The sequence below is a fragment of the Faecalibacterium sp. An122 genome (assembly GCF_002160895.1).
In the GTDB taxonomy this organism is placed as follows: domain Bacteria; phylum Bacillota; class Clostridia; order Oscillospirales; family Ruminococcaceae; genus Faecalibacterium.
On record NZ_NFLL01000001.1, the window covers coordinates 344986 to 365635 of the forward strand.

Genomic DNA, 20650 nt, shown 5'->3' on the forward strand with positions numbered 1-20650 from the left:
GGAGGTCCCTTATGAAAGCCGTCAAAAAAGCTGTCATTCCTGCGGCCGGTCTGGGCACGCGGGTGCTGCCCGCCACCAAAGCCATGCCCAAGGGAATGCTGCCCATTGTAGACAAGCCCGCCATCCAGTATTTGGTGGAGGAGGCGGTCCGCTCCGGCATCACCGACATCCTGATTATTCTCAGCCGCGGCCAGACCATCATCGAAGATCACTTCGACCGCAGCCCCGAGCTGGAGGCCAAACTGGCTGCCCCCGGCAAGGAAAAAATGCTGGAGGAATGCCTCGGCATTGCCAACCTGGCCAACATCTATTTTGTCCGCCAGAAGCAGACCCTCGGTCTGGGCCACGCCGTAAGCATGGCGCAGCCCTTCACCGGAGACGATCCCTTTGTAGTCATCTATGGCGACGATGTCATCGTGGGCGAAGACCCCGTCTGTGCCCAGCTGATCCGCGCCTATGAGGCCTTTGGCCGTCCGGCTGCCGGCGTCTCGGCAGTGCCCTGGGAGGATGTGAGCCGCTATTGCAGCCTCAAGACCACCCCCATCCGGGACAACTACTTCTTTGTGGACGACATGATCGAGAAGCCCAAAAAGGGCCAGGAGTTCAGCAACTACTCCATTCTCGGCCGGGTGCTGCTGACTCCCGAGATCTATCCCCTGCTGGCGGCCACCAAGCCGGGCGCCGGCGGCGAAATCCAGCTGACCGACGCCATGGCTGAATTCGCCCGCACCAAGGGCGGCATGACCGCCGTGGAATTCACCGGCAAGCATTACGACATGGGCAACAAGCTCTGTGTGGTGCAGGCCCAGGTGGAAATGGCCCTTCAGCACCCCGAAATTGGCGAGGCCTTCCGGGCCTACCTCAAGGAGTTCTGCAAGACCCTGTGAGTGCCTGATTCTGTCGCAGATAGACAAAGCCCATCCCCGGGTCAGGGGATGGGCTTTTTTGCTGTCACTGCAAGCCACAGAAAAACGCCGCCCATCGTAAAACGGGCGGCGTTCATTGCTGATTTGCTGATTGTTTTGAACTGGGGTTGTGAGCGATTAGTCGCTGACGTAGGGCATCAGAGCAACGTGACGAGCACGCTTGATGGCCACGGTCAGGGCGCGCTGATGATAAGCGCAGGTGCCGGTCACACGGCGGGGAATGATCTTTGCACGCTCAGAAACATACTTGCGCAGGCGAGCAACATCCTTGTAATCGATCTCGTCAATACGATCGACGCAGAAGCTGCAGACCTTCTTGCGGCCGCGGCGCACGGGACGTGCGGGGCGAGAGCCTTCGTTCTTCTCAAAAGCCATTGCTGGTTTACCTCCTGTTTGAATTTTTCAGTCGAGATGGACGCTCAGAACGGCAGATCGTCGCTGTCGTCGATGACGGCGAAGTCATCGGTATCCCCTGCCGAATAGCTGGGGACCGCCTCAATGGAGGACGGACGGGCAGACGGAGCGTTCGAGCGGGGCTGGCTGGCAGGATATGCCGAGCCGCCTCCATTGGTTCCGGAGTTCTTGGGGCCGCCAAAGTTGATGTTGTTGGCCACGATCTCCACACCAGTGCGGTTGTTGCCGCTCTTGTCCTGGTACTGACGGGTCTGGATGCTGCCCTCAATGATGATCAGGCTGCCCTTCTGGAAGTATTTGCAGACGAAATCCGCCTGCTGGCGCCAGGCCACAACGTCCAGAAAATCGGTCTGACGCTGCTCACTCTGACGAGAGTAGCTGCGGTCGCATGCGATGCGGAACCGCGCCAGATTGATCCCGTTGGTGGTGGTGCGAAGCTCGGGGTCCGCCACCAGGCGGCCCATGATGACAACAACATTCAACATAAGACAGGACTCCTTGTACCCGGTGGAATTAGTCTTCCTTTGCAACGATCAGAGAGCGCATGACACCCTCGGTGATCTTGTACACACGGTCCAGCTCGGCGGGGAAGTCGGGCTCGCTGGTGAAGTTAATCACAGTGTAGACGCCCTCGTTCTCGTCGTTGATGGGGTATGCCAGACGGCGCTTGCCCCACTCGTCGATGGAATCGATCGTGCCGTTGGCCTCGATCAGGGTCTTGAACTTACCGACCAGAGCGGCGGTAGCCTCCTCGTCGAGGGTGGCGGTGGTAATCAGCATGGTTTCGTACTTTGCCATTTTTGTGCACCTCCTTTTGGACTTAAGGGCCTCCAATGAGGCCAAGGATCCGCAAAAGACCTTCTTTCGCGGGGCCGTCTTTACAGACAGCAACTTATTATACCAAGCTCAGGACAAATTGTCAATCACAATTTTCGGATTTTTGGGAATTATTTAAATCAATCCAATAGCGCTCCAGTTCTTCATCCCGGCCCGGCACAAAGACGGTGGATTCATAGACTCCGCCGTTGGCCAGAATGGTCTTTCGGCTGCCCACATTGTCGGTCCGGCAGCTGATCAGAACCTTTTCCAGGCCGATCTGCCGGCAAAACGGCAGGGTGTCCCGCAGCATCCGGGCGGCGTAGCCTTTCCTCCGCTCGGAGGGGCGGACCGAGTAGCCGATATGCCCGCCATAGGCGGCCAGAAAGCCATTGAACCTGTGCCGCACCTGGATGGTGCCCACCATCTTCCCATCCTCCGGCCGAATGTACAAAAACTGGGTGGAGCGCACCCAGTCCACCCCTTCCGGCAAGGGTCCATCGGTGTCCCAGGCCTGGCAGTAACGAACCCAGTCCATGGGGTCTTCCATCCGGCGCAGCGGACCGCAGCCATCCATCCGGCTGCCGGCGTCCAGGCATTCCCGGCGAAAGTCAGCGATGGCCTCAGCATACTCCGGAGCCGGCCGCACCAAAAGCATGGATTTCATCTTCTCCCCTCCCCTGTACGGTCCATTCTAACAGACCACGCCGCAAAAAGCAAGCCCCGCGCCAAAACGCAGGGCTCCCCTTCTTTATAAATAGGATATCTCAGAGCACACGGCCCGCCCCCTGTTCCCGCAGGGTGAGCAGATGGCAGCTGCCCGGGCCAAAAACGCCCTCCATGGCTGCACAATAGCGCTCCAGGCACTCTCTGGGCACAAAGGCCTGAATGGTGCCGGCAAAGCCGCCTCCCTGCATCCGCCATGCCCCGCCGGTTCCTTCCAGCAGATGCTGACTCAGGGCCAGGGCCACCGACAGCTCCTGCCGGGCGGGCGTGGAAGCACAGTAGACGTTCTGACACAGGGCAAATGAGGCATGGCCGCTCTCCCCCACCAAATGCAGAAAGCGGCCGAACTGCCCGGCCCGCAACGCGCGGTCCTCGGCCAGGGTACGGGCGTTTTCCTCAAAGAAATGCATCGCCCGCAGGCAGGCCCGGTCTCCACAGGCTGCCCGCACCTCGGGCAGCCGGGCCCAAAATTCCGCTTCCCGCACTTCGCCCAGCACGTTGCAGCCAAAGCAGGCAGCCACTGCTTCCATCTCATGGCGGATGGCGGCAAATTCTGCGGTCAATTCGCTGTGACTGCCCCGGGTATCGGTGACACAAAGCACCATTCCGTCCGGCATCTGGCCTTTGGCCCGCAGTTTCTCCACCCGGGGCAACGCGGGATCTTCAAAGTCCGCAAAGATGACGCCGCCCAGAGCGCTGGCCAGCTGATCCAGCATCCCGCTGGGCTTGCCGAAATAGATATTCTCTGCATACTGTCCCAGCCGTGCCACCTGAATGGGGGTCAGGCCGCAGTCAAATTCCTCGTTCATCATGGCGCCCATCGCCATTTCAAAGGCCGCCGAGCTGGACAGTCCCGAGCCCCGCAGCACATCGCTGGTAGTATAGGCGTCGTAGCCGCCCACCTGCTTTCCCTGGGTGCGGAACCCTTCCGCCAGGCCGCGGATCAGGCTGGCCGAATGGGTGGACTCCGACGCCTGGGGATTGGGCTCATCCAGATCCACCACGTCCAGCTTGTTGAAGCCCCAGGACTTGACCCGGATATAGTTATCCTCGTTCCGGGCCACCACCCCAACCAGGTCCAGGTTCACCGCCGCCGCCAGGCCATAGCCGTGCTGATGATCGGTGTGATTGCCTCCCAGCTCAGCCCGGCCGGGCGCCGTGTACAAATGCACCTGCCGTCCCGGGCCAAAATAGCGCTCAAAGTCCGTCAGCGCCGCGCACCAGCGCGCTCGCTGCCGGGCCAGTACCGCCTCCGACGAACCATACAAGGTCCGCAGAAGATCGTCCCACACGCCCGCCGCTATTTCCTGCCGCCTCTGTGCGCTTGTCGCCATATGTACCCCCTATCTACGCATCTCACCGTGAAGGCCCGGACGAAAAGCCAGGCCGCAGACCGACTACTTGGATGCAGTGCCTGGCCCAAACAAAAACAACCGGGCCAGGCCCCGGGATCTTGCCTCTATTGTAGCTTACATGGCGGACATTTGCAATTTTATCCGATATCGGGGACATATTTTCGGCGTCAGGTCCAAAGATTCAGATGTACTTTTGTTGAATTTGCGCTGTCATCTATGGTATACTGGTATCATAACCCATCGGCGCGGTCGTTCCGCCCAAAAAGGAGGCTCCCTATGCCGGAAGTTTACAAGCAGTCGTTTAAACAAAATTATACCAACAACGTGGATCTTTCCGTCTTTAACTGCGGCTTGGAGCGCTGTGCACCGGGCCATACCTGGGGGCCCGGCATCCGGGACCACTACCTGATCCACCTGATTCTGGCGGGCAAGGGGACCTTCCAGACCGGCGGAAAAACCTGGGAACTCAGCCCCGGCGACATGTTTTTTGTCCAGCCCAACCAGCTGAACACCTACACCGCCGACATCCAGCAGCCCTGGGAATACTGCTGGGTGGGCTTCAACGGCATCAGTGCTCACAAGCTGGCCGCGCTGCTGCCCTTCTCGGACGAGCAGCCGGTGCACCATACCCAGCACCCGGAGGAAATGTACAGCGCGCTGGACAATATTTTCCGGGCCCGCGGGATGCGGGTGCAGGACGAGACGGCCATGGTGGGCTATCTGTACCTTTTCATCGCCGCCCTGATGGAGGAAACCAGCGAGCGCAAGCCCCACAACACCAACTCCTCCAGCCAGTATGTCCTGAATGCCATCAAGTACATCCAGTTCAACTATTCCCATGATATTTCCATTGACGACGTAGCCAAGAGCGTGGGTGTTTCCCGCAGCCATCTCTACCGTGTCTTTATGAGCAACGTGGGCAAAAGCCCCATCGACTACCTGACCGAATACCGCATCAATGAGGCCTGCAAGCTGCTGCGGGCGGGCACCTTATCCATCGCCGAAGTGGCTATTTCGGTGGGATTTTTCGATCAGTTCTATTTCTCGCGGGTGTTCAAGCGTGCCAAAGGCGTGCCGCCCAGCAAGTATCTGGCCGCACAGCAGGCAGAGGCCCAGTCCTCTGAGACCACCGATCCCGAATAACCGCGTTCAGCCGCCCTAGGAGGAACCATGCCTTTACAGAAAAATCAAATCATCACACTGTCCATCGAGCGGCTGTCCGGCGACGGCAGCGGCGTCGGCCATTGGGAGGGCGAAGCGGTTTTCGTGCCGAACACCGCTCCCGGCGACATCATCCGCGCACGAATCGTCAAAGACTGCAAACGGTATGCCTTCGGCATTGTGGAGAGCATCGAAACCGCCTCTCCCGACCGCATCCCGGTGGACTGCCCTGTGGCAGGGCCCTGCGGCGGGTGCAGCCTGCGGCACCTGAGTTATCAGGCGGAACTCAAGGCCAAGGAGGCCTCGGTAGCGGATGCGTTCCGCCGGATTGGCGGGCTGGATGTCCCCATCCAGCCCATTCTCCCCTCTCCCGAAGTGGACCGCTACCGCAACAAGGTACAGTATCCGGTAGGCCGCGACAAAAACGGGCATCTGTGCATCGGCTTTTATGCCGGGCGCAGTCACCGCATCGTTCCCTGTGAGGACTGCAAACTGCAGCCTTCTGTCCTCAACGAAATCGGCCGCACCCTGTGCAGCCTGCTGGAACAGTACGGCATCCAGCCCTACGATGAAGAAACCGGCAAAGGCCTGGTCCGCCACATCTTCCTGCGGCGCGGCGCCCACAGCGGCCAGATCATGGTTTGTCTAGTCTGCACCCGGCCCAAACTGCCCCACACCGACGAGATGGTGGAACAGCTTTGCGGCCGTTTTGCAGATATCGCCACGATTCTCATCAACGTCAACCGCGAAAAGACCAATGTGATCCTCGGCCTTGAGAATCACATTTTGTATGGGCCGGGCTACATTGAGGACACTTTGTGTCAGGTTCCGGTCCAGCTGGGGCCCCTTTCCTTCTATCAAGTCAATACCCCCGGCGCCGAGCAGCTCTACGCCGTGGCTGCCGCCTATGCCTCCCCCACCCCGGAGGATCTGCTTCTGGATCTCTACTGCGGCATGGGTACCATCGGCTTGTCCATGGCCGACCGCTGTCGGGAGCTGATCGGCGTTGAAATCATCCCCGAAGCCATCGAGAGTGCCAAAACCAACGCCGCCCGCATGGGTGCCGCCATTGCCGCCAAAAGCCGCTTTTTCTGCGGCGACGCCGGTGAAGCGGCCAGCCGCCTGGCCACCGAAGGGCTGGCCCCCGATATTATTGTTGTAGACCCTCCCCGCAAGGGCTGCGACCAGGCCACCCTGTCGGCCATCGTCCAGATGTCTCCCCGGCGTCTGGTCTACGTGAGCTGCAACCCCGCCACCGCTGCCCGCGACGCCGCCATTCTGGCTCAGTCCGGCTACCAGGTAGAAAAAGTGCAGCCGGTGGATATGTTCCCCAGGACGGGGCACGTGGAGACGGTAATTTCCCTTTCCCAACGAAACCCGGATGATCATATTGAGTTCAGCATCGAGCTGGACAATCTGGACACCACTCCTACGGAGACCAAAGCCACCTATCAGGCCATCAAAAACTACGTCAAGGAGCAGACCGGCCTGAACGTCACTCCCCTGTACATCGCCCAGGTCAAGCAGAAGTGTGGGATCACCGAGCGGGAGTGCTACAACAAGCCCAAGTCGGAGAATTCCAAGCAGCCCCAGTGCCCGCCGGAAAAGGAGAAGGCTATTCGGGAAGCGCTGAAGCACTTTCAGATGATTTAACGGCACATTTCAAAGCAAAGCGTCTGTGAACCCTTCCACTCTTACAGGGTATTTCACAGGCGCTTTGTTGCTATGGAGGGATTCTTCCCTAATCTCACAGTATACGAGAGCCAGTGATATAAAAACTTGTACTCTTATCAGGGGCCTTGTTGACTTGATATCCAAAAGATATATCTACACTCAAGGCGTGATCGTAAAGCAATCCCATTTATGTCTCGTTATCCATGCTATAGTAAAACTGTTTCATAAAAACTGACACTATAAGAAAGGAACGCTCTATGACTCATCTTGAAAACCGCTTTGAACAGGAAATGCTCACCATTTACTTCCTCGCCAAAAAAGAGTGCGGCTACAATGCCACAAGGTTTCTGCAATTGGTCAGCGAAAAAGGCGGCCTAGCTGCAGCAAAGCAACTGATCCGAAAAGAAGGCGGCACGGAAGGATTTGCCACTTTGTGGGAACATCACCGTCTGGATTTATCTGTTGAGGCCCACGTGCTCAAACCGGAATATGCGGATCTTTTCACCGAAGAAGAGCGCCGTATCTGCCAGGAACGCCTGGCACAATTCGGTTATAGGCCTGAGCTGTAAAGCCGTTGAACTTGAATTTATATTATATAAAAGGGCCTCGTATGCTTGACAGTCCATCAAATCCTTTTTACACTATAAATATAGTCCGATTAAAACCGGGCCGCGGCTGCTGTACAGCCTACATCTGATACCACGACAAGGAGTCAATTTATGCTTGAAAATGAACTGAAAAACAAAATCAACAGTCTCTGGGAAATCTTCTGGACAGGCGGTATTACCAACCCCCTGGATGTCGTGGAACAGATGACCTATTTGATGTTTATTCACGATCTGGACGCATCCGACAACCAGCGCGCCAAAGAAAGCGCCATGCTGGGCCTGCCTCACAAAAGCATTTTTGACGGTGAGGTTACCATCGGAGAACGGACCATTCCCGGCAATCAGCTGAAATGGTCGGTGTTTCATGATTTTCCCGCCGCACAAATGTACAGCGTCATGCAGGAATGGGTCTTCCCTTTTATTAAGGGTCTGCATTCCGACAAGGACAGCGCCTATGCCAAATACATGGGGGATGCCATTTTCAAAATCCCCACGCCCCTGATGTTGGATAAAATTGTCACCGCCATGGACGGCATCTATGAGGAATCCCATCAGGTTCAGAATGCCGATGTGCGGGGCGATATTTACGAATATCTGCTATCCAAGCTGTCCACCGCCGGCGTCAATGGCCAGTTCCGTACGCCGCGCCATATCATCCGCATGATGGTGGAAATGATGGCCCCTCAGCCGGATGAGATCATTTGCGACCCTGCCTGCGGCACCAGCGGCTTTTTGGTGGAGGCCGGCGCCTATCTCAAAGCGGAACACAAGGCCGATATCTTCTATGACCGTGCTAAAAAGGATCATTACATGAATCATATGTTCCATGGCTACGACATGGACCGCACCATGCTGCGGATCGGCGCCATGAACATGATGACCCACGGCATTGATAACCCGTCCATTGAGTACCGGGACAGTCTGTCCGATCAGAACACCGACCGGGAAGCCTATTCCCTGATTCTGGCCAATCCCCCTTTCAAGGGCAGCCTGGATGCCGATATCGTCTCGGCGGACCTGCTCAAGCTCTGCAAAACCAAAAAGACCGAGCTGCTGTTCCTGGCACTGTTTCTCCGTATGCTCAAGGTGGGCGGCCGGTGCGCCTGCATTGTGCCGGACGGCGTGCTGTTCGGTTCCTCCACCGCCCACAAGGCCATCCGCAAGGAAATCGTCGAAAATCACCGTCTGGAGGCGGTGATTTCGATGCCCAGCGGCGTTTTCAAGCCCTATGCAGGGGTGTCCACCGCCGTTCTGGTGTTCACCAAGACCGGCCACGGCGGCACGGATGACGTTTGGTTCTACGATATGAAGGCCGACGGTTTCTCGCTGGACGACAAGCGCACCGAGACCAAAGAGAATGACATCCCCGACATTGTCCAGCGGTTCCACAACCTGGCGGAGGAGCAGAACCGCGCCCGCACCGAGCAGTCGTTCCTGGTGTCCAAGGCGGAGATTGCCGCCAACGGCTACGACCTGTCCATCAACAAGTACAAGCAGGTGGAGTATGTGCCGGTGGAGTATCCCTCGACGGCCGAAATCATGGCCGACCTGCACGAGTTGGAAATGGACATCACCGCCGGACTGGCAGAACTGGAGGGGATGCTGTGATGGCGAGATTAGGAGATGTTTGCAAGAAAGCGTCATCAAACATAGCACAAAAGGATTTGGAAGGGCATCACGGTAAATATCCCATTTATGGAGCAAGTGGATTTATCTCGAATGTGGATTTTTATCAGCAAGAAGAACCTTATATTGCAGTTGTGAAAGATGGGGCTGGTATTGGACGAGTAATGAAATTGCCCGCAAAATCATCAGTCATCGGAACGCTGCAATATATTATCCCAAATGATACTGTAGATATCCAATATTTGGCTTACGCTATGGAGTACATGAATCTTTCAAAGTATTTCAGTGGTGCAACGATCCCTCATATTTATTTTAAGGATTATCAAAATGAAACACTGCCCCTTCCGTCTCTTAACGAACAGCGCCGCATTGCTGCCACCCTGGACAAAGTCACCGAACTGATCGCCAAGCGCCGCCAGCAGCTGGACAAGCTGGACGAGCTAGTCAAGGCAAAGTTTGTGGAGATGTTTGGGGACTCAGTAATAAATCCCAACGAATTGCCTTCGGTATCCCTTTCCAACCTTGCAAATATTGTATCAGGTATCACGAAAGGCAGAAAAACAAACGGAGAAGAGCTGTTTGAAGTTCCCTATATGGCAGTCTCTAACGTTAAATCCGGCTATATAGATTGGACGACTGTAAAAACAATAGGAGCAACAAAATCAGAAATTGAACAATACCATTTGAAGCCTTTTGATGTTCTCATGACTGAGGGTGGTGATCCTGACAAACTTGGACGCGGTGCGATTATAAAAAATCCCCCCGAAGACTGTATTCATCAAAACCATATTTTTCGAGTACGAGTGGACAGCTCACGTCTTCTGCCTCAGTATTTAGAAGAATATCTACAGCATCCAAAAGCAAAGAAATATTTTCTGGGTTGTGCCAAACAAACAACAGGTATTGCCAGCATCAACATGACACAGCTTCGGAATTTGCCTGTCTTGCTGCCAAGTTTGGAACAGCAAAAGAAGTTTTCTGATTTTGTAGAAAAAACAGATAAAATCAAATCTACTATCAGTTGCAGCCTTGAAAAGCTGAAAATGCTGAAGAAGGCGCTGATGCAGGAATATTTTGGGTGAGGTGTTTATATGCTAGAATGGTTTAATGCGCAAGATTCAACAATAAAAGGTGCAATTATCGGCCTTTGTAGCGCTGTACTAGTTGCAATAATAACAGGTGTTTTTTCACTCTTAGGGAAAAAAAGCGATTCAAAAAAATCATCTACCTATACAGTGAATCAAACTGCCACAGGCCAAAACAATACACAAATAGGTGTACAGAATAATTTTAAGGAGGAAGATAAATGATGGACGGTACAGCAAACTCCAATGTTGAAGTAAACCAAAGAACCGCATTTGGGAGCACAGCAACTCAAATTGGTCAGCAAAACAATTATTATGGCATTTCACCTGACCAAGCTTGTCAAATGGTTGTAGATTTGTTTATGCAAAATTTCCCGAAGCTTCAAGATATTGCAAGAGAAACTGCCGAAATCAGAGCAACAGAGCTTTGCAATGAAGCTATACAAAAAATTTCAAGCCATGGCATTCAAGATTTCAGTTCTTTTGCCGATCCTGATGTTCAATATATTCTATACGAGGCACAAAAAAATTATGCAAGATTTGGAACTTCAGAAATGTTAGAAAATCTTTCTGAATTAATTGCAAAAAGAGTAGAACATAACGACGATCTTGTTTTAAAAGTCGCAATAGACAAAGCCATTGAAATTGCTCCATTACTAAGTCAAGCGCAATTGAATTACTTGTCATTATTGTTTATTTACACTCGGACACAAACAAATACTATAAAAACCATCCAAGACCTTCAAGTGCAGTTTAATTATTATATTTCACTACTTGGAAAGGCAGATTTTAATTCTATATCATATTTAAATATGTTGGGCTGTTTACAACTCGGGTTACACGATATAATCGATCATCTTTCAAAAACTTATGGTTTTCCTAAAAATGAAGTAGAAAAAAATTGTCCAGAATTAATAAAAAATCTATCTGGTGATTATATGCCATCGCATATTGGAGTAATTCTAGCAATCACAAATTTGGAAGTTCAGAATGGTCCTAAATTGAATCCTCAAATATGGGTTAGGTAATGCCTGATGAGGTGGTTTCCATGACAAACTTTGATTTTCTCCTTTCCGACCCGCAGTTCGGCAGCTTTGCCCAGACGGCGGTGCTGGCGGAACGGGTCTTTGCCATCGACCCGGGGACCTGTGCGCTTCACTGCCGCCGGGCGATGGAGTTTGCCGTCAAATGGATGTACTCGGTGGATGAAGATCTGGTCAAGCCCTATGACGACCGGCTGGCCAGCCTGATGAGTACAGAGGAATTCCGCAAGGTGGTGGGCGAAGATTTGCGGCGGCGGATGAACTACATACGCCATATTGGCAACGATACCGCCCACAGTCAAAACCAGGTCACCCGGGATCAGGCTGCCCTCTGCCTGGAAAATCTCTATGATTTCATGGACTTTGTGGCCTGTTGCTACGGCCAGAGCTACACGCCGGGAACGTTTGACCCTGCTCTGCTGGAGGCCAGGCCGGAACCGGCAGCCCCCTCCCCTGCCCCGGCGCCTGAAATGGATCTGGCCGCCCTGATGGCCGAAAACCAGGCTCTGCGCCAGGAACTGACCGCCCGCCGGGCGGCCCAGCAGCCCAGCTACACCCCTAAACCGCTGGAACTGTCCGAGTACAAAACCCGAAAGCTCTATATTGATGTCCTGCTAAAAGATGCCGGATGGACCGAGGGCAAAGACTGGGTCAACGAGGTGGTTCTGCCCGGTATGCCCAACAACGCCGGCGAAGGGCGGGCGGACTATGTCCTGTACGATGATTCCCACCGCCCTATGGCTGTGATCGAAGCAAAACGGACCTGCGTGGACCCGGCCAAGGGCCGCCAGCAGGCCAAGCTGTATGCCGATATCCTGGAGCGGCAGAGCGCCCGCCGGCCGGTGATCTTCCTGACCAACGGCTTTGACATCTATCTCGATGATGGAGTCTGCTCCGAGCGGAAAGTGGCCGCTTTCTATTCCAAGCGGGATCTGGAAAAGCTGTTCAACCTCCGGGCCATGCGGACAAGTCTGTCCTCCATCGAAGTGAACCGCAGCATTGCCGGCCGCTGGTATCAGGAGGGGGCGATCAAAGCCACCTGTCAGGCCTTGCAGCAAAACCGCCGGAAAGCACTGTTGGTCATGGCCACCGGTTCCGGCAAAACCCGCACGGTGATTGCCCTGTGTGATGTTTTACTGCAGCACGGCTGGGTGAAAAACATTTTGTTCCTGGCAGACCGCAATTCGCTGGTAACCCAGGCTAAGCGGAGCTTTGTGAATCTGCTGCCTGACCTGTCGGTCACCAATCTCTGCGAGGAAAAAGACAACTACACCGCCCACTGCGTATTCTCCACCTATCAGACCATGATGAACTGCATCGACACGGTGAAGGACGACCAGGGCAAGCTGTTCACAGTTGGACACTTTGACCTTATGATCTGTGACGAGGCACACCGGTCCATTTATAATAAGTACCGTGATATCTTCAACTATTTTGATGCTCCGCTGGTGGGCCTGACCGCTACCCCAAAAGACGAGATTGACAAAAACACCTATGAGGTGTTTGAACTGCAAAACGGCATTCCCACCTATGGCTATGAACTGGCCCAGGCTGTCAAGGACAAGTTTCTGGTGGATTATCTCTCGGTGGAGAGCAAACTGAAGTTTCTGACGGAAGGCATCGCCTACGATGATCTTTCGCCGGAGGAAAAACAAGAGTATGAGGACACCTTTACCGATGAGGACGGCAATATGCCGGATCGAATTGAGTCCTCTGCCCTGAATGAGTGGCTGTTCAATGAAGATACCATCCGCAAAGCGCTGGCCCTTTTGATGGAGAAGGGCTTGAAAATCGACTACGGCGAAAAACTTGGCAAAACCATTCTCTTTGCCAAGAATCACCGGCATGCCGAGAAAATCCTTGCTGTCTTCAACAAGGAATATCCCCATCTGCCCGGCTATGCCAAGGTCATTGACAACTACATGACCTATGCACAAAGCGCCATCGACGAGTTTTCTGACCCGCAAAAACTGCCCCAGATTGCCATTTCGGTTGATATGCTGGACACCGGTATTGATGTGCCGGAAGTGCTGAATCTGGTCTTTTTCAAAAAGGTTATGAGCAAGGCAAAATTCTGGCAGATGATTGGCCGCGGCACCCGGCTTTGCCCGGCTCTTGTGGACGGCAAAGACAAGGATAAGTTTTATATTTTCGATCTGTGCGGGAACTTCGACTTCTTCCGCATGAAAAAGGACAAGGCTGTTCCTGGACAGATGGCCTTGCAGAGCGCTATTTTCTATTTAAAAGCGCAGATCATCTATAAACTGCAGGACCTGGCTTATCAGACTGCTGACCTGATCCCGTTCCGACAGAAATTGGTGGAAGAAATGCTCGCCAAAGTGCGCGAACTGGACCGGGAAAATTTTGCTGTTCGTCAACATCTGCGATATGTAGACAAATTTTCTGATCCCAACAGCTATCTCGCTCTTAGTTATGAGGACATGCTTCATCTAAAAGAAGAGGTTGCCCCGTTGCTGTTGCCCGACCAGGATGAGGCCAGCGCGGTTCGCTTTGACGCCCTATTATACGGGATTGAGCTAGCCTATCTTATAGGAAAGAAATATACCCGCGCACGCAAAGACCTCCATAAAAAAGTCACTGCCGTGGCCAGCGTCTCCACCATCCCCGAGGTTCGCGCCCAGTCCGAGCTGATGGAAAAAATCCTGCACACCGACTATTTGGATAATGCCGGCATCAATGAGTTTGAGCACATCCGAGAATCTCTCCGGGATCTAATGAAATACCTTCCCCATGACGGCAAAATCTACGATACCAACTTCACTGACAATTTTCTTTCCATCGAATGGAAAGAAGCCGAGCTAGAAAACGACGATCTGAAAAACTACAAAGCCAAAGCGGAATTTTATATTCGGCAGCACCAGGACAACCCTGCGGTTGCAAAGCTTCATTCCAATATTCCCCTGACGGAGCAGGACATTGCTGCGCTGGAAAAGGTTCTCTGGTGCGATATTGGTACACAACAGGATTATGAAGCCGAGTACGGCCAAAAACCCTTGGGTGAGTTCGTCCGCGAAATCGTTGGCATGGATATGAACGCCGCCAAAAACGCATTTGCTGAATATCTGGCCGGCGTTAATTTAGACAGCCGACAAATTTACTTTGTCAATCAAATTGTAGAATACATCGTCAAAAACGGCATCATGAAGGATTTGTCTGTTCTACAGGAACCTCCCTTTACTGATCAGGGAAGCGTTGTCGAGATCTTTACCGATCTGTCCATCTGGGCCAAAGTTAAAACAGCCATTGACCATATCAATGCTAATGCAGCAGCCTAATTAGGCTCTGAATCAACGGTTATGGTTGTCTTTTATAAATTTTTCACTCTCTACAACCATCAAAAAGCCCGGCAGACGATCGTAAACTCGCCTGTCGGGCTGATTTTTATCCTATTATGCCTTTGCCCTCACCTTATTAGTCAACTTTTCCTTTAGGTCATTTTCGAAAGCAAAGACCTCCTGCAAAAGTTGCTCCATGCCGGATAAAAGTGCATCATGATCCAGCGGATCGGGCAGCTGGAAATTACTGGTATGGAAAGGAGTACGCCACTGCCAATCGTTCACTTGGATGGGAGCTGGATAAAATTCGTTGATTTTATCGCACAACTCCAGGAAAGAATCTGGGGCGTTATGGGCATTGATGACAAAATTAATGCGAAGTTCGGCTCCTGTGGGATTGAGCAGCTCATAGAAATAATGGTTGGGTGTGCCCCAGCTGCTAGGGTTCTCCGGCAGGTCAGGCAGAATTCCACTCATGTCAGGGGTAGTAAATCGGATATAGCTGCGGCTGGAGCGGGCCAGATTCACCTGAATATCCTGCCGGTTAACAGCCCATTCCCGCAGGTCACCCACAATTTCCTCCATTTGTTTTTCCTTAGGTGTCAGTGGTTTCAGGATCGGCAGGAAGGCCGAACATAGTTTCTCACTCCACTCAGCATGGAACTTTGCCATCCGAGGCCAATCCTCAGGATGGTTAATGCTGACCCCTATCAAAGAATAACTAATCCAGGACATTTTGTTCTGATCGGCCCTATCCCAGTTCAGGGAAACGCCGACGGCGGACTCTATTTCACTTTTGTGTGCGGCGAGCTTGTCAAAATCCGCTTTGTTTTTGGTGCTATCCGAAGTTCCCAAACAGAAGCTCACACGAGCGCCATCAGCGTTGGCGATGCAAGCAATAGAATCACCGCTTATGCCAAAAAAGCCGGAAAGGCTATTGTAGGTGTTGGGCTTCACTCCGCTGAAGATACCCCGGCGGAGATTCTGTTTCTGAATTATGGGAAGAGCATAGGTCCAGTACCGAAGCCGCAGATCTGAGCGGGCGCTTTCGGCTGCCTGACCGCTGTCTGAATCCCGGAGATAAAAAATTAGGTCGTCGGGGTTCGCCTGATACAGAGCAAACAGTTTCCGTAGCAGACCGAGCTTGGTGGCAGTACTGGTGTTCTTTTCCATGTAGAGATGGTCGTCGATTTTCAGAGGCGTACGGAGTTTGTCAGAGTCAGCACTGACATAGCTGGAAAGATCCGAGTCGCTGTCGCGGGCAATCTGATACAGAACTGACTTATCCTTCTGATGCAAATATTTCGCCATATACTCAAACATATCTGTCCAGCTGGCCGCCGGCTGTTCCACAGTCTGGTAACTATACCTCTGAAGCACACGTCCCGTCAGATCTGCTTCTTCGTCATCCAGTGTGCAGGATTCCAGTTCCTGCTGGGCAGGGTGGTAATCAGTAGAGGGATACGACCAGATATTTCTGGCCTGCTCTACCATTTTCTGATTCCTTTCCTGCAGCTCGGCCAGCCCCCATTGATCTTTTTGGGCGATGCTCTGGTTCATCCGCAGGCCGCTGTTCTTATATCCTTTTTCAGCATCCCGTTTTTCCTGAAAGGTCTTGTTGCTCAAGTCAGGATTGTAGCCGGTCAGGGTTAGATTTGCCAGACGATGGAGCCACTCAGCATGAATTTGCGCATATTGGGGTCCTAGGACTTCGGTCCAGGCAGGAGTTAAATGCTGTGGCATAATGTGTTCAATGGTATACACATTGTTCGCCAGATGATTAAACACATCCTTGGTCTCAACAGTGCCGAAGTTTTCAAACCTCTCAAAGAGATAAGCCTTATATTTGCCTCGCATTTGGTAGACCTGTTTAGCAGACAAAGCGGCGGTAAATTCCTCATCATCCGGAAAACGCCCACTGTCCCGCTTGGACAGAAGCGCATAAATCAGCTTATCCACGTAGCAGTCTGTTGTTCCATCATAGCGCAGAATCTCCCGATTCAGATTCAGGAAAACTTTATTGAGGGCATTGGTGGGAACTTCGCAGATGTTCCGGCGGAACAGATAGTTCTCCACGATCCGAAAGACCTGGTAAACCTCCTGTTCATTGATCTTTCCTATTTTGTTCAACCGTAGCACTTCCATCAGGAAGGGCCGGGTGACAGTAATTTCCAGCCAATTCATCCGAGCCATGCACTGGTCTAGCTGTGCGGCTTCTTTCAAACCACTTTGGCCGGTGAGGAGTTTTTCATACAACCGGGCATACTCAGTCATATCGTTCAGCAGATTTTCTACCGGCTGATTACTCCCTTCGGCATAGCTCTTGAAATCTTGATACACTGCATTCAGTGAAGGTGTCAGCTGCCGCTTGACGCTCAAGTAATCCCGAACAAATGCGCTGACCTTTCCTCTGGTACACTGCTCGATTTTCAGCCAATAGTTGTTATACAGTTTGTCTTGCTCGCGAGGAGGCTGGTTCATCAGGACAAAATTCCGGATTTTATCCCCTTCGTTCAGTGCCAGACCGGTAGAGTTTAGGCTCTCGAAAATCAACTGGGCATTGTCGCCCCGTTCCAAATTAATGCAGATGACTTCCAACCGTCCAATGGCGCTGTAGAGATCATCCACCGACACTTCCTGCTTGCGCAGCATATCACAGAAAAACTGGTAGTTATGGGTCAGATTGGAGGAAAGATCGAAATCCTCTTCCTCACCAAACAGCCGCTTAAAGGCGTCGCTGTCCCCTTTCAGCAGCCGCATTTTGAACTTGTCCTCACCATGGGAGTACTTGGACAACAAGTAGCAATCCTGAATTTCATCGCAGAGGCTCGGGTCACTAGATACAATCTGCTGCTGCGCCAGAAGATTGCGGATGGCCAGTAAAAGCAAACTCACTGTGGTCAATCGCTGCTGGCCATCGATCACATAGTATTCAATTTTGCTGCCATTGCCTTCCACCGAACAGACGATGCTGCCGAAAAAGTGACTGGCCCGGCCTTGACGGGCAACCTTTTTCAAATCTTCATAGAGCTGGCGGCAGTTTTCCTGCTTCCAGTCATATTTGCGCTGATAGACTGGAATCACAAAATATTTTTTTCCGCCATCCATCCATTCCAGCAAATTGGCTTCTGAACCTTTCATGGAAAAGCCCCTTTCTGATTACAGGAATCATCAACAGTTATCTCTATTATATAACTTGAAAAGGTGTTTGTACATGATGGAATGAGAAGTTGTGCTGTTCTGCAAGAAATGTAGACTAGCTCTTGATAAACGATACGGCGGAGTGTGCTTCCTATTTGGGAATGATCCCAGCAAGTAAGGAAAGCCGTGACATAGAAACAGTATCGGTTGGTACAGATGCAACCGGTACTGGGGCTTTGAGTATTCGATCACTTATTTGGAATGCGAAAAGGCCGAGGTGATTCCAAAGAGGGGCTCCCCTCTTTGGCTCTGGGTTTCCAATAGGGGCGAGCAGCATCCCTGTTGGCACACGACTTTGGTTACAAAGTCTAGTGTGTTATACCTTTGTGCAGCAGACGGCAGCTGAGGGGAGCTATCTCGCTCCATTCCCTTGGCGCGAAAGGTGACCTCTACGAGGCAACGTGAGTGACAAAGAAAGGCTGGTAGTTTGTGCCCAAAAGCACAGACTGCCAGCCTTTTGCTGTCTGCGGAACAAAGGTATATAAATCCCCGCCGCAGCGGTCGTTTCAGATATGCGCTATTTTTTCTTTTTTAAATGTTTCTTTCTCTGGGGCATTCTAGGAAATCTTCCCCGCTGAGGAGTCCCGCTTTTCAGCAGCTCCGATTTCCGGCTGATCTGAATCAGCCAATGTTTTTCGGTTTCGGTCAATTTGGCATAAGGCAGTCGCAGTTCCTTGCAGAAAATCTTAATCCACTTCTGATCGCCGCCCTCTGTCCCGGAAAGTTCATCAAGATACTCTTTGAGGGAGACAGCAGAATCATCTGTGGCAGCACTCCCCTGGTCTCTGCTATGAGCCTCTTTCAATTCCTTCAGGATGCGCTCCACGTCTTCGCTGACCACCCGGGCAAAGTATTCATCCTCATCAATTTGAGCTGCCTTTAGGGTCAGTAAGGTATTATCCTCCTTGGGATGGTACTTCTCTATGATAGCTGTTCGGGCAGATTCCAACAAGGTGTTCAGATTACGAATCTGCATCGACACAACACCGTCCACATAGATCTCCATATCTGCCATAAGCCGGGAAAATTCAGGATGAACAATTAGCTCCGAGAGAAGTCGGTTGTTGATCTGCCCGCTGGTCAGGACTTCAATGGCTTGATCGCTCAGATGTAGGTCTGCCAGATTCGTGTCTACATGATCTTTGCTTTCTGTCAGCCCTAGCAGATACCCCATATCTACATGATATAGAGCTGCCAGTTTTTCCAGTGCATTCAGATTGACGTCTGGTTTCCTGTCGTTTTCATAGTTGCTGAGAGTTGACTTGACGATACCGGTCTGTTCGGCCACTTGTTCCAATGTCAGGTTATGCTCTCGCCTTAAATCTGTGAGCCGTTCTCCCGTGGTCAGTTTAATCTGCATCGATTCACCTCCTATTTCTTCCCATTTTATCATAATTTCTTCGTCGAATGGTGTAGAAATGCCTGTTCATCGGTATATTTTGTCTAAAACAGGTATCAATCAATGGTCACATCTTGGTAGACCCAACGGCAGCAAAAAACAGAGTACCTTCGTACTCTGTTCATGCATCTTCGCTGTATTCGATCAGTTGCCCAACATCGACTTTGAGGTACCAGCACAGCTTGCAGATCAGGCCAGCGTCCAAACGTTGGAAGTCATTCCGACAGTAACGGTTGAAATTGGAGCGAGGAATGTCCAGATCTTTGCAGATCTGATTTTTGGAGATGTTGCGTTCTTTCAGAATTCGTTCGATCTGAAAGGTCAATTTTCCATATCCCATGTCTGCACCCCTTTACTTTGATGAGTCAATTATATATAATGAGGCTATATTTAATAACTCACTATAAAGAGACTCACTAAATAATCATTCCCCAAAAAGAAAAGAGGTGGCCGTATGGGAAGGATTTGTACGTTTTTCGGACATCGAGATGCAGAACCTGCTACGCAAAGGCTAAAGCAGCTGATCCGAGAGCTGATTGAGAACCAGGATGTAACCACCTTTTGGTGCGGAGGATATGGGGCATTTGACCTGGCTGCGGCAGAAGCCGTTCACTGCCTGCAAAAAGAATATGAGCATATCAGTCTTATCTTAGTCCTTGCCTATCCCCTGCGGAAGCCGCTTCCTGCTTTGTATGACAGCTCTCTCTACCCACCTTTCTTGGAGGCGGTACCCAAAAAGCTGGCCATTATTAAACGCAACGAATGGATGGCCCAGAACTGCGATATTGCCGTCTGTTTGGTAGACCATTCTCATGGTGGAGCCTATTATGGATACCGGATTGCCCGATGCAACCAAAAAACAATTTATAATCTTGGCGGTCTCGGTACCAGCAATGTCAAAAACAAATGAAATCAATCGGTAATTCCACGCTTTTCCATAAGCGTGGAATTTTTGTTTTCAGAGGCCGTTTTCCAAATTTATGGAAAAATCAAGAAAGCGAAATTTTCCTGCTATAATAGCCTTCGCTGATAAGTGAATGACCGTCCTCACCGCCCAAACCGCGACGACCTCCACCCGGAGCGAGCGCCTGAAAGGGATGGCACAGCGCCCTCAGAAATGAGCGGTTGCCTGTCAGAAGCGATGAGGGAGACCGGCAAAGTCTTTTAAAAAAGGAGGTACGGAACAAAACGTTACGCACCTGGTTGGACCGGCCGAGCTCCAAATCCAAACACAAAAGTAGGTGTACCTCGCAACAGGGTATACCTACTCCTTCTATCAACACGATCCGACGAAGTACCGAATACTTGCCCATAAGGTAC

At 51.9% G+C, this 20650-nt stretch carries 18 protein-coding genes; 10 read left to right on the plus strand and 8 right to left on the minus strand.

Annotated features, from left to right (window positions below; all coding sequences use genetic code 11):
* Positions 1 to 11: 11 nt before the first annotated feature.
* On the plus strand, positions 12 to 887 hold the full coding sequence (locus B5E67_RS01605) for a UTP--glucose-1-phosphate uridylyltransferase (RefSeq protein WP_087382103.1): 876 nt from the start codon (positions 12 to 14) through the stop codon (positions 885 to 887).
* 156 nt (positions 888 to 1043) lie between these two features.
* On the opposite strand, the gene rpsR is transcribed toward B5E67_RS01605, so the two are convergent.
* The 5 genes from rpsR to B5E67_RS01630 all read right to left on the minus strand — a co-directional run bounded on the left by rpsR (position 1044) and on the right by B5E67_RS01630 (position 4216).
* A complete protein-coding gene (rpsR, locus tag B5E67_RS01610) occupies positions 1044 to 1301 on the minus strand; it encodes a 30S ribosomal protein S18 (RefSeq protein ID WP_087228743.1) in 258 nt (85 codons plus the stop codon).
* Between the two features lie 44 nt (positions 1302 to 1345).
* On the minus strand, positions 1346 to 1825 hold the full coding sequence (locus tag B5E67_RS01615) for a single-stranded DNA-binding protein (RefSeq protein ID WP_087245859.1): 480 nt from the start codon (positions 1823 to 1825) through the stop codon (positions 1346 to 1348).
* 28 nt (positions 1826 to 1853) lie between these two features.
* Positions 1854 to 2138: a 30S ribosomal protein S6 gene (gene rpsF / locus B5E67_RS01620; RefSeq protein ID WP_087245861.1), complete on the minus strand. Its 285-nt coding sequence runs from the start codon at positions 2136 to 2138 to the stop codon at positions 1854 to 1856.
* 121 nt (positions 2139 to 2259) lie between these two features.
* Positions 2260 to 2823: a GNAT family N-acetyltransferase gene (locus B5E67_RS01625; protein ID WP_087382107.1), complete on the minus strand. Its 564-nt coding sequence runs from the start codon at positions 2821 to 2823 to the stop codon at positions 2260 to 2262.
* A 100-nt stretch (positions 2824 to 2923) separates the two neighbouring features.
* Positions 2924 to 4216, minus strand: coding sequence for a galactokinase family protein (locus tag B5E67_RS01630; RefSeq protein ID WP_087382110.1), 1293 nt, complete (start codon positions 4214 to 4216; stop codon positions 2924 to 2926).
* 297 nt (positions 4217 to 4513) lie between these two features.
* Here B5E67_RS01630 and B5E67_RS01635 point away from each other — a divergent pair, with 297 nt between their 5' ends.
* The 8 genes from B5E67_RS01635 to B5E67_RS01660 all read left to right on the plus strand — a co-directional run bounded on the left by B5E67_RS01635 (position 4514) and on the right by B5E67_RS01660 (position 14730).
* Complete coding sequence (locus B5E67_RS01635; protein WP_087382113.1) at positions 4514 to 5380, plus strand: AraC family transcriptional regulator; 867 nt, start codon at positions 4514 to 4516, stop codon at positions 5378 to 5380.
* A gap of 27 nt (positions 5381 to 5407) precedes the next feature.
* Positions 5408 to 7051: a 23S rRNA (uracil(1939)-C(5))-methyltransferase RlmD gene (rlmD, locus tag B5E67_RS01640; RefSeq protein WP_087382116.1), complete on the plus strand. Its 1644-nt coding sequence runs from the start codon at positions 5408 to 5410 to the stop codon at positions 7049 to 7051.
* 278 nt (positions 7052 to 7329) lie between these two features.
* A complete protein-coding gene (locus tag B5E67_RS01645) occupies positions 7330 to 7641 on the plus strand; it encodes a hypothetical protein (RefSeq protein ID WP_087382119.1) in 312 nt (103 codons plus the stop codon).
* Positions 7642 to 7791: 150 nt separating this feature from the next.
* Positions 7792 to 9288, plus strand: coding sequence for a class I SAM-dependent DNA methyltransferase (locus tag B5E67_RS01650; protein WP_087382122.1), 1497 nt, complete (start codon positions 7792 to 7794; stop codon positions 9286 to 9288).
* On the plus strand, positions 9288 to 10388 hold the full coding sequence (locus tag B5E67_RS01655; protein ID WP_087382126.1) for a restriction endonuclease subunit S: 1101 nt from the start codon (positions 9288 to 9290) through the stop codon (positions 10386 to 10388). Before B5E67_RS01650 ends, B5E67_RS01655 begins: the two co-directional genes overlap by 1 nt.
* Positions 10389 to 10397: 9 nt before the next feature.
* Positions 10398 to 10616: a hypothetical protein gene (locus B5E67_RS15365; protein WP_143405364.1), complete on the plus strand. Its 219-nt coding sequence runs from the start codon at positions 10398 to 10400 to the stop codon at positions 10614 to 10616.
* On the plus strand, positions 10613 to 11419 hold the full coding sequence (locus B5E67_RS15370) for an LPO_1073/Vpar_1526 family protein (RefSeq protein WP_143405365.1): 807 nt from the start codon (positions 10613 to 10615) through the stop codon (positions 11417 to 11419). The genes B5E67_RS15365 and B5E67_RS15370 overlap by 4 nt, the downstream gene beginning before the upstream one ends.
* A gap of 20 nt (positions 11420 to 11439) precedes the next feature.
* Positions 11440 to 14730, plus strand: coding sequence for a DEAD/DEAH box helicase family protein (locus tag B5E67_RS01660; protein WP_087382128.1), 3291 nt, complete (start codon positions 11440 to 11442; stop codon positions 14728 to 14730).
* A gap of 114 nt (positions 14731 to 14844) precedes the next feature.
* Here B5E67_RS01660 and B5E67_RS01665 read toward each other — a convergent pair whose 3' ends face one another.
* The 3 genes from B5E67_RS01665 to B5E67_RS01675 all read right to left on the minus strand — a co-directional run bounded on the left by B5E67_RS01665 (position 14845) and on the right by B5E67_RS01675 (position 19670).
* On the minus strand, positions 14845 to 17871 hold the full coding sequence (locus B5E67_RS01665; RefSeq protein WP_087382131.1) for a DUF4268 domain-containing protein: 3027 nt from the start codon (positions 17869 to 17871) through the stop codon (positions 14845 to 14847).
* Positions 17872 to 18448: 577 nt separating this feature from the next.
* The gene (locus B5E67_RS01670; protein ID WP_158098834.1) at positions 18449 to 19291 is read right to left on the minus strand and encodes a helix-turn-helix transcriptional regulator; all 843 of its coding nucleotides are present in this window, start codon (positions 19289 to 19291) and stop codon (positions 18449 to 18451) included.
* 160 nt (positions 19292 to 19451) lie between these two features.
* On the minus strand, positions 19452 to 19670 hold the full coding sequence (locus B5E67_RS01675; RefSeq protein ID WP_087382136.1) for a helix-turn-helix transcriptional regulator: 219 nt from the start codon (positions 19668 to 19670) through the stop codon (positions 19452 to 19454).
* A 114-nt stretch (positions 19671 to 19784) separates the two neighbouring features.
* Between B5E67_RS01675 and B5E67_RS01680 the strand changes: the two genes are divergently transcribed.
* Positions 19785 to 20240 carry a hypothetical protein gene (locus B5E67_RS01680; protein WP_087382139.1) on the plus strand — a complete coding sequence of 152 codons (456 nt, stop codon included), beginning with the start codon at positions 19785 to 19787 and terminating at the stop codon, positions 20238 to 20240.
* Positions 20241 to 20650 lie beyond the last annotated feature (410 nt).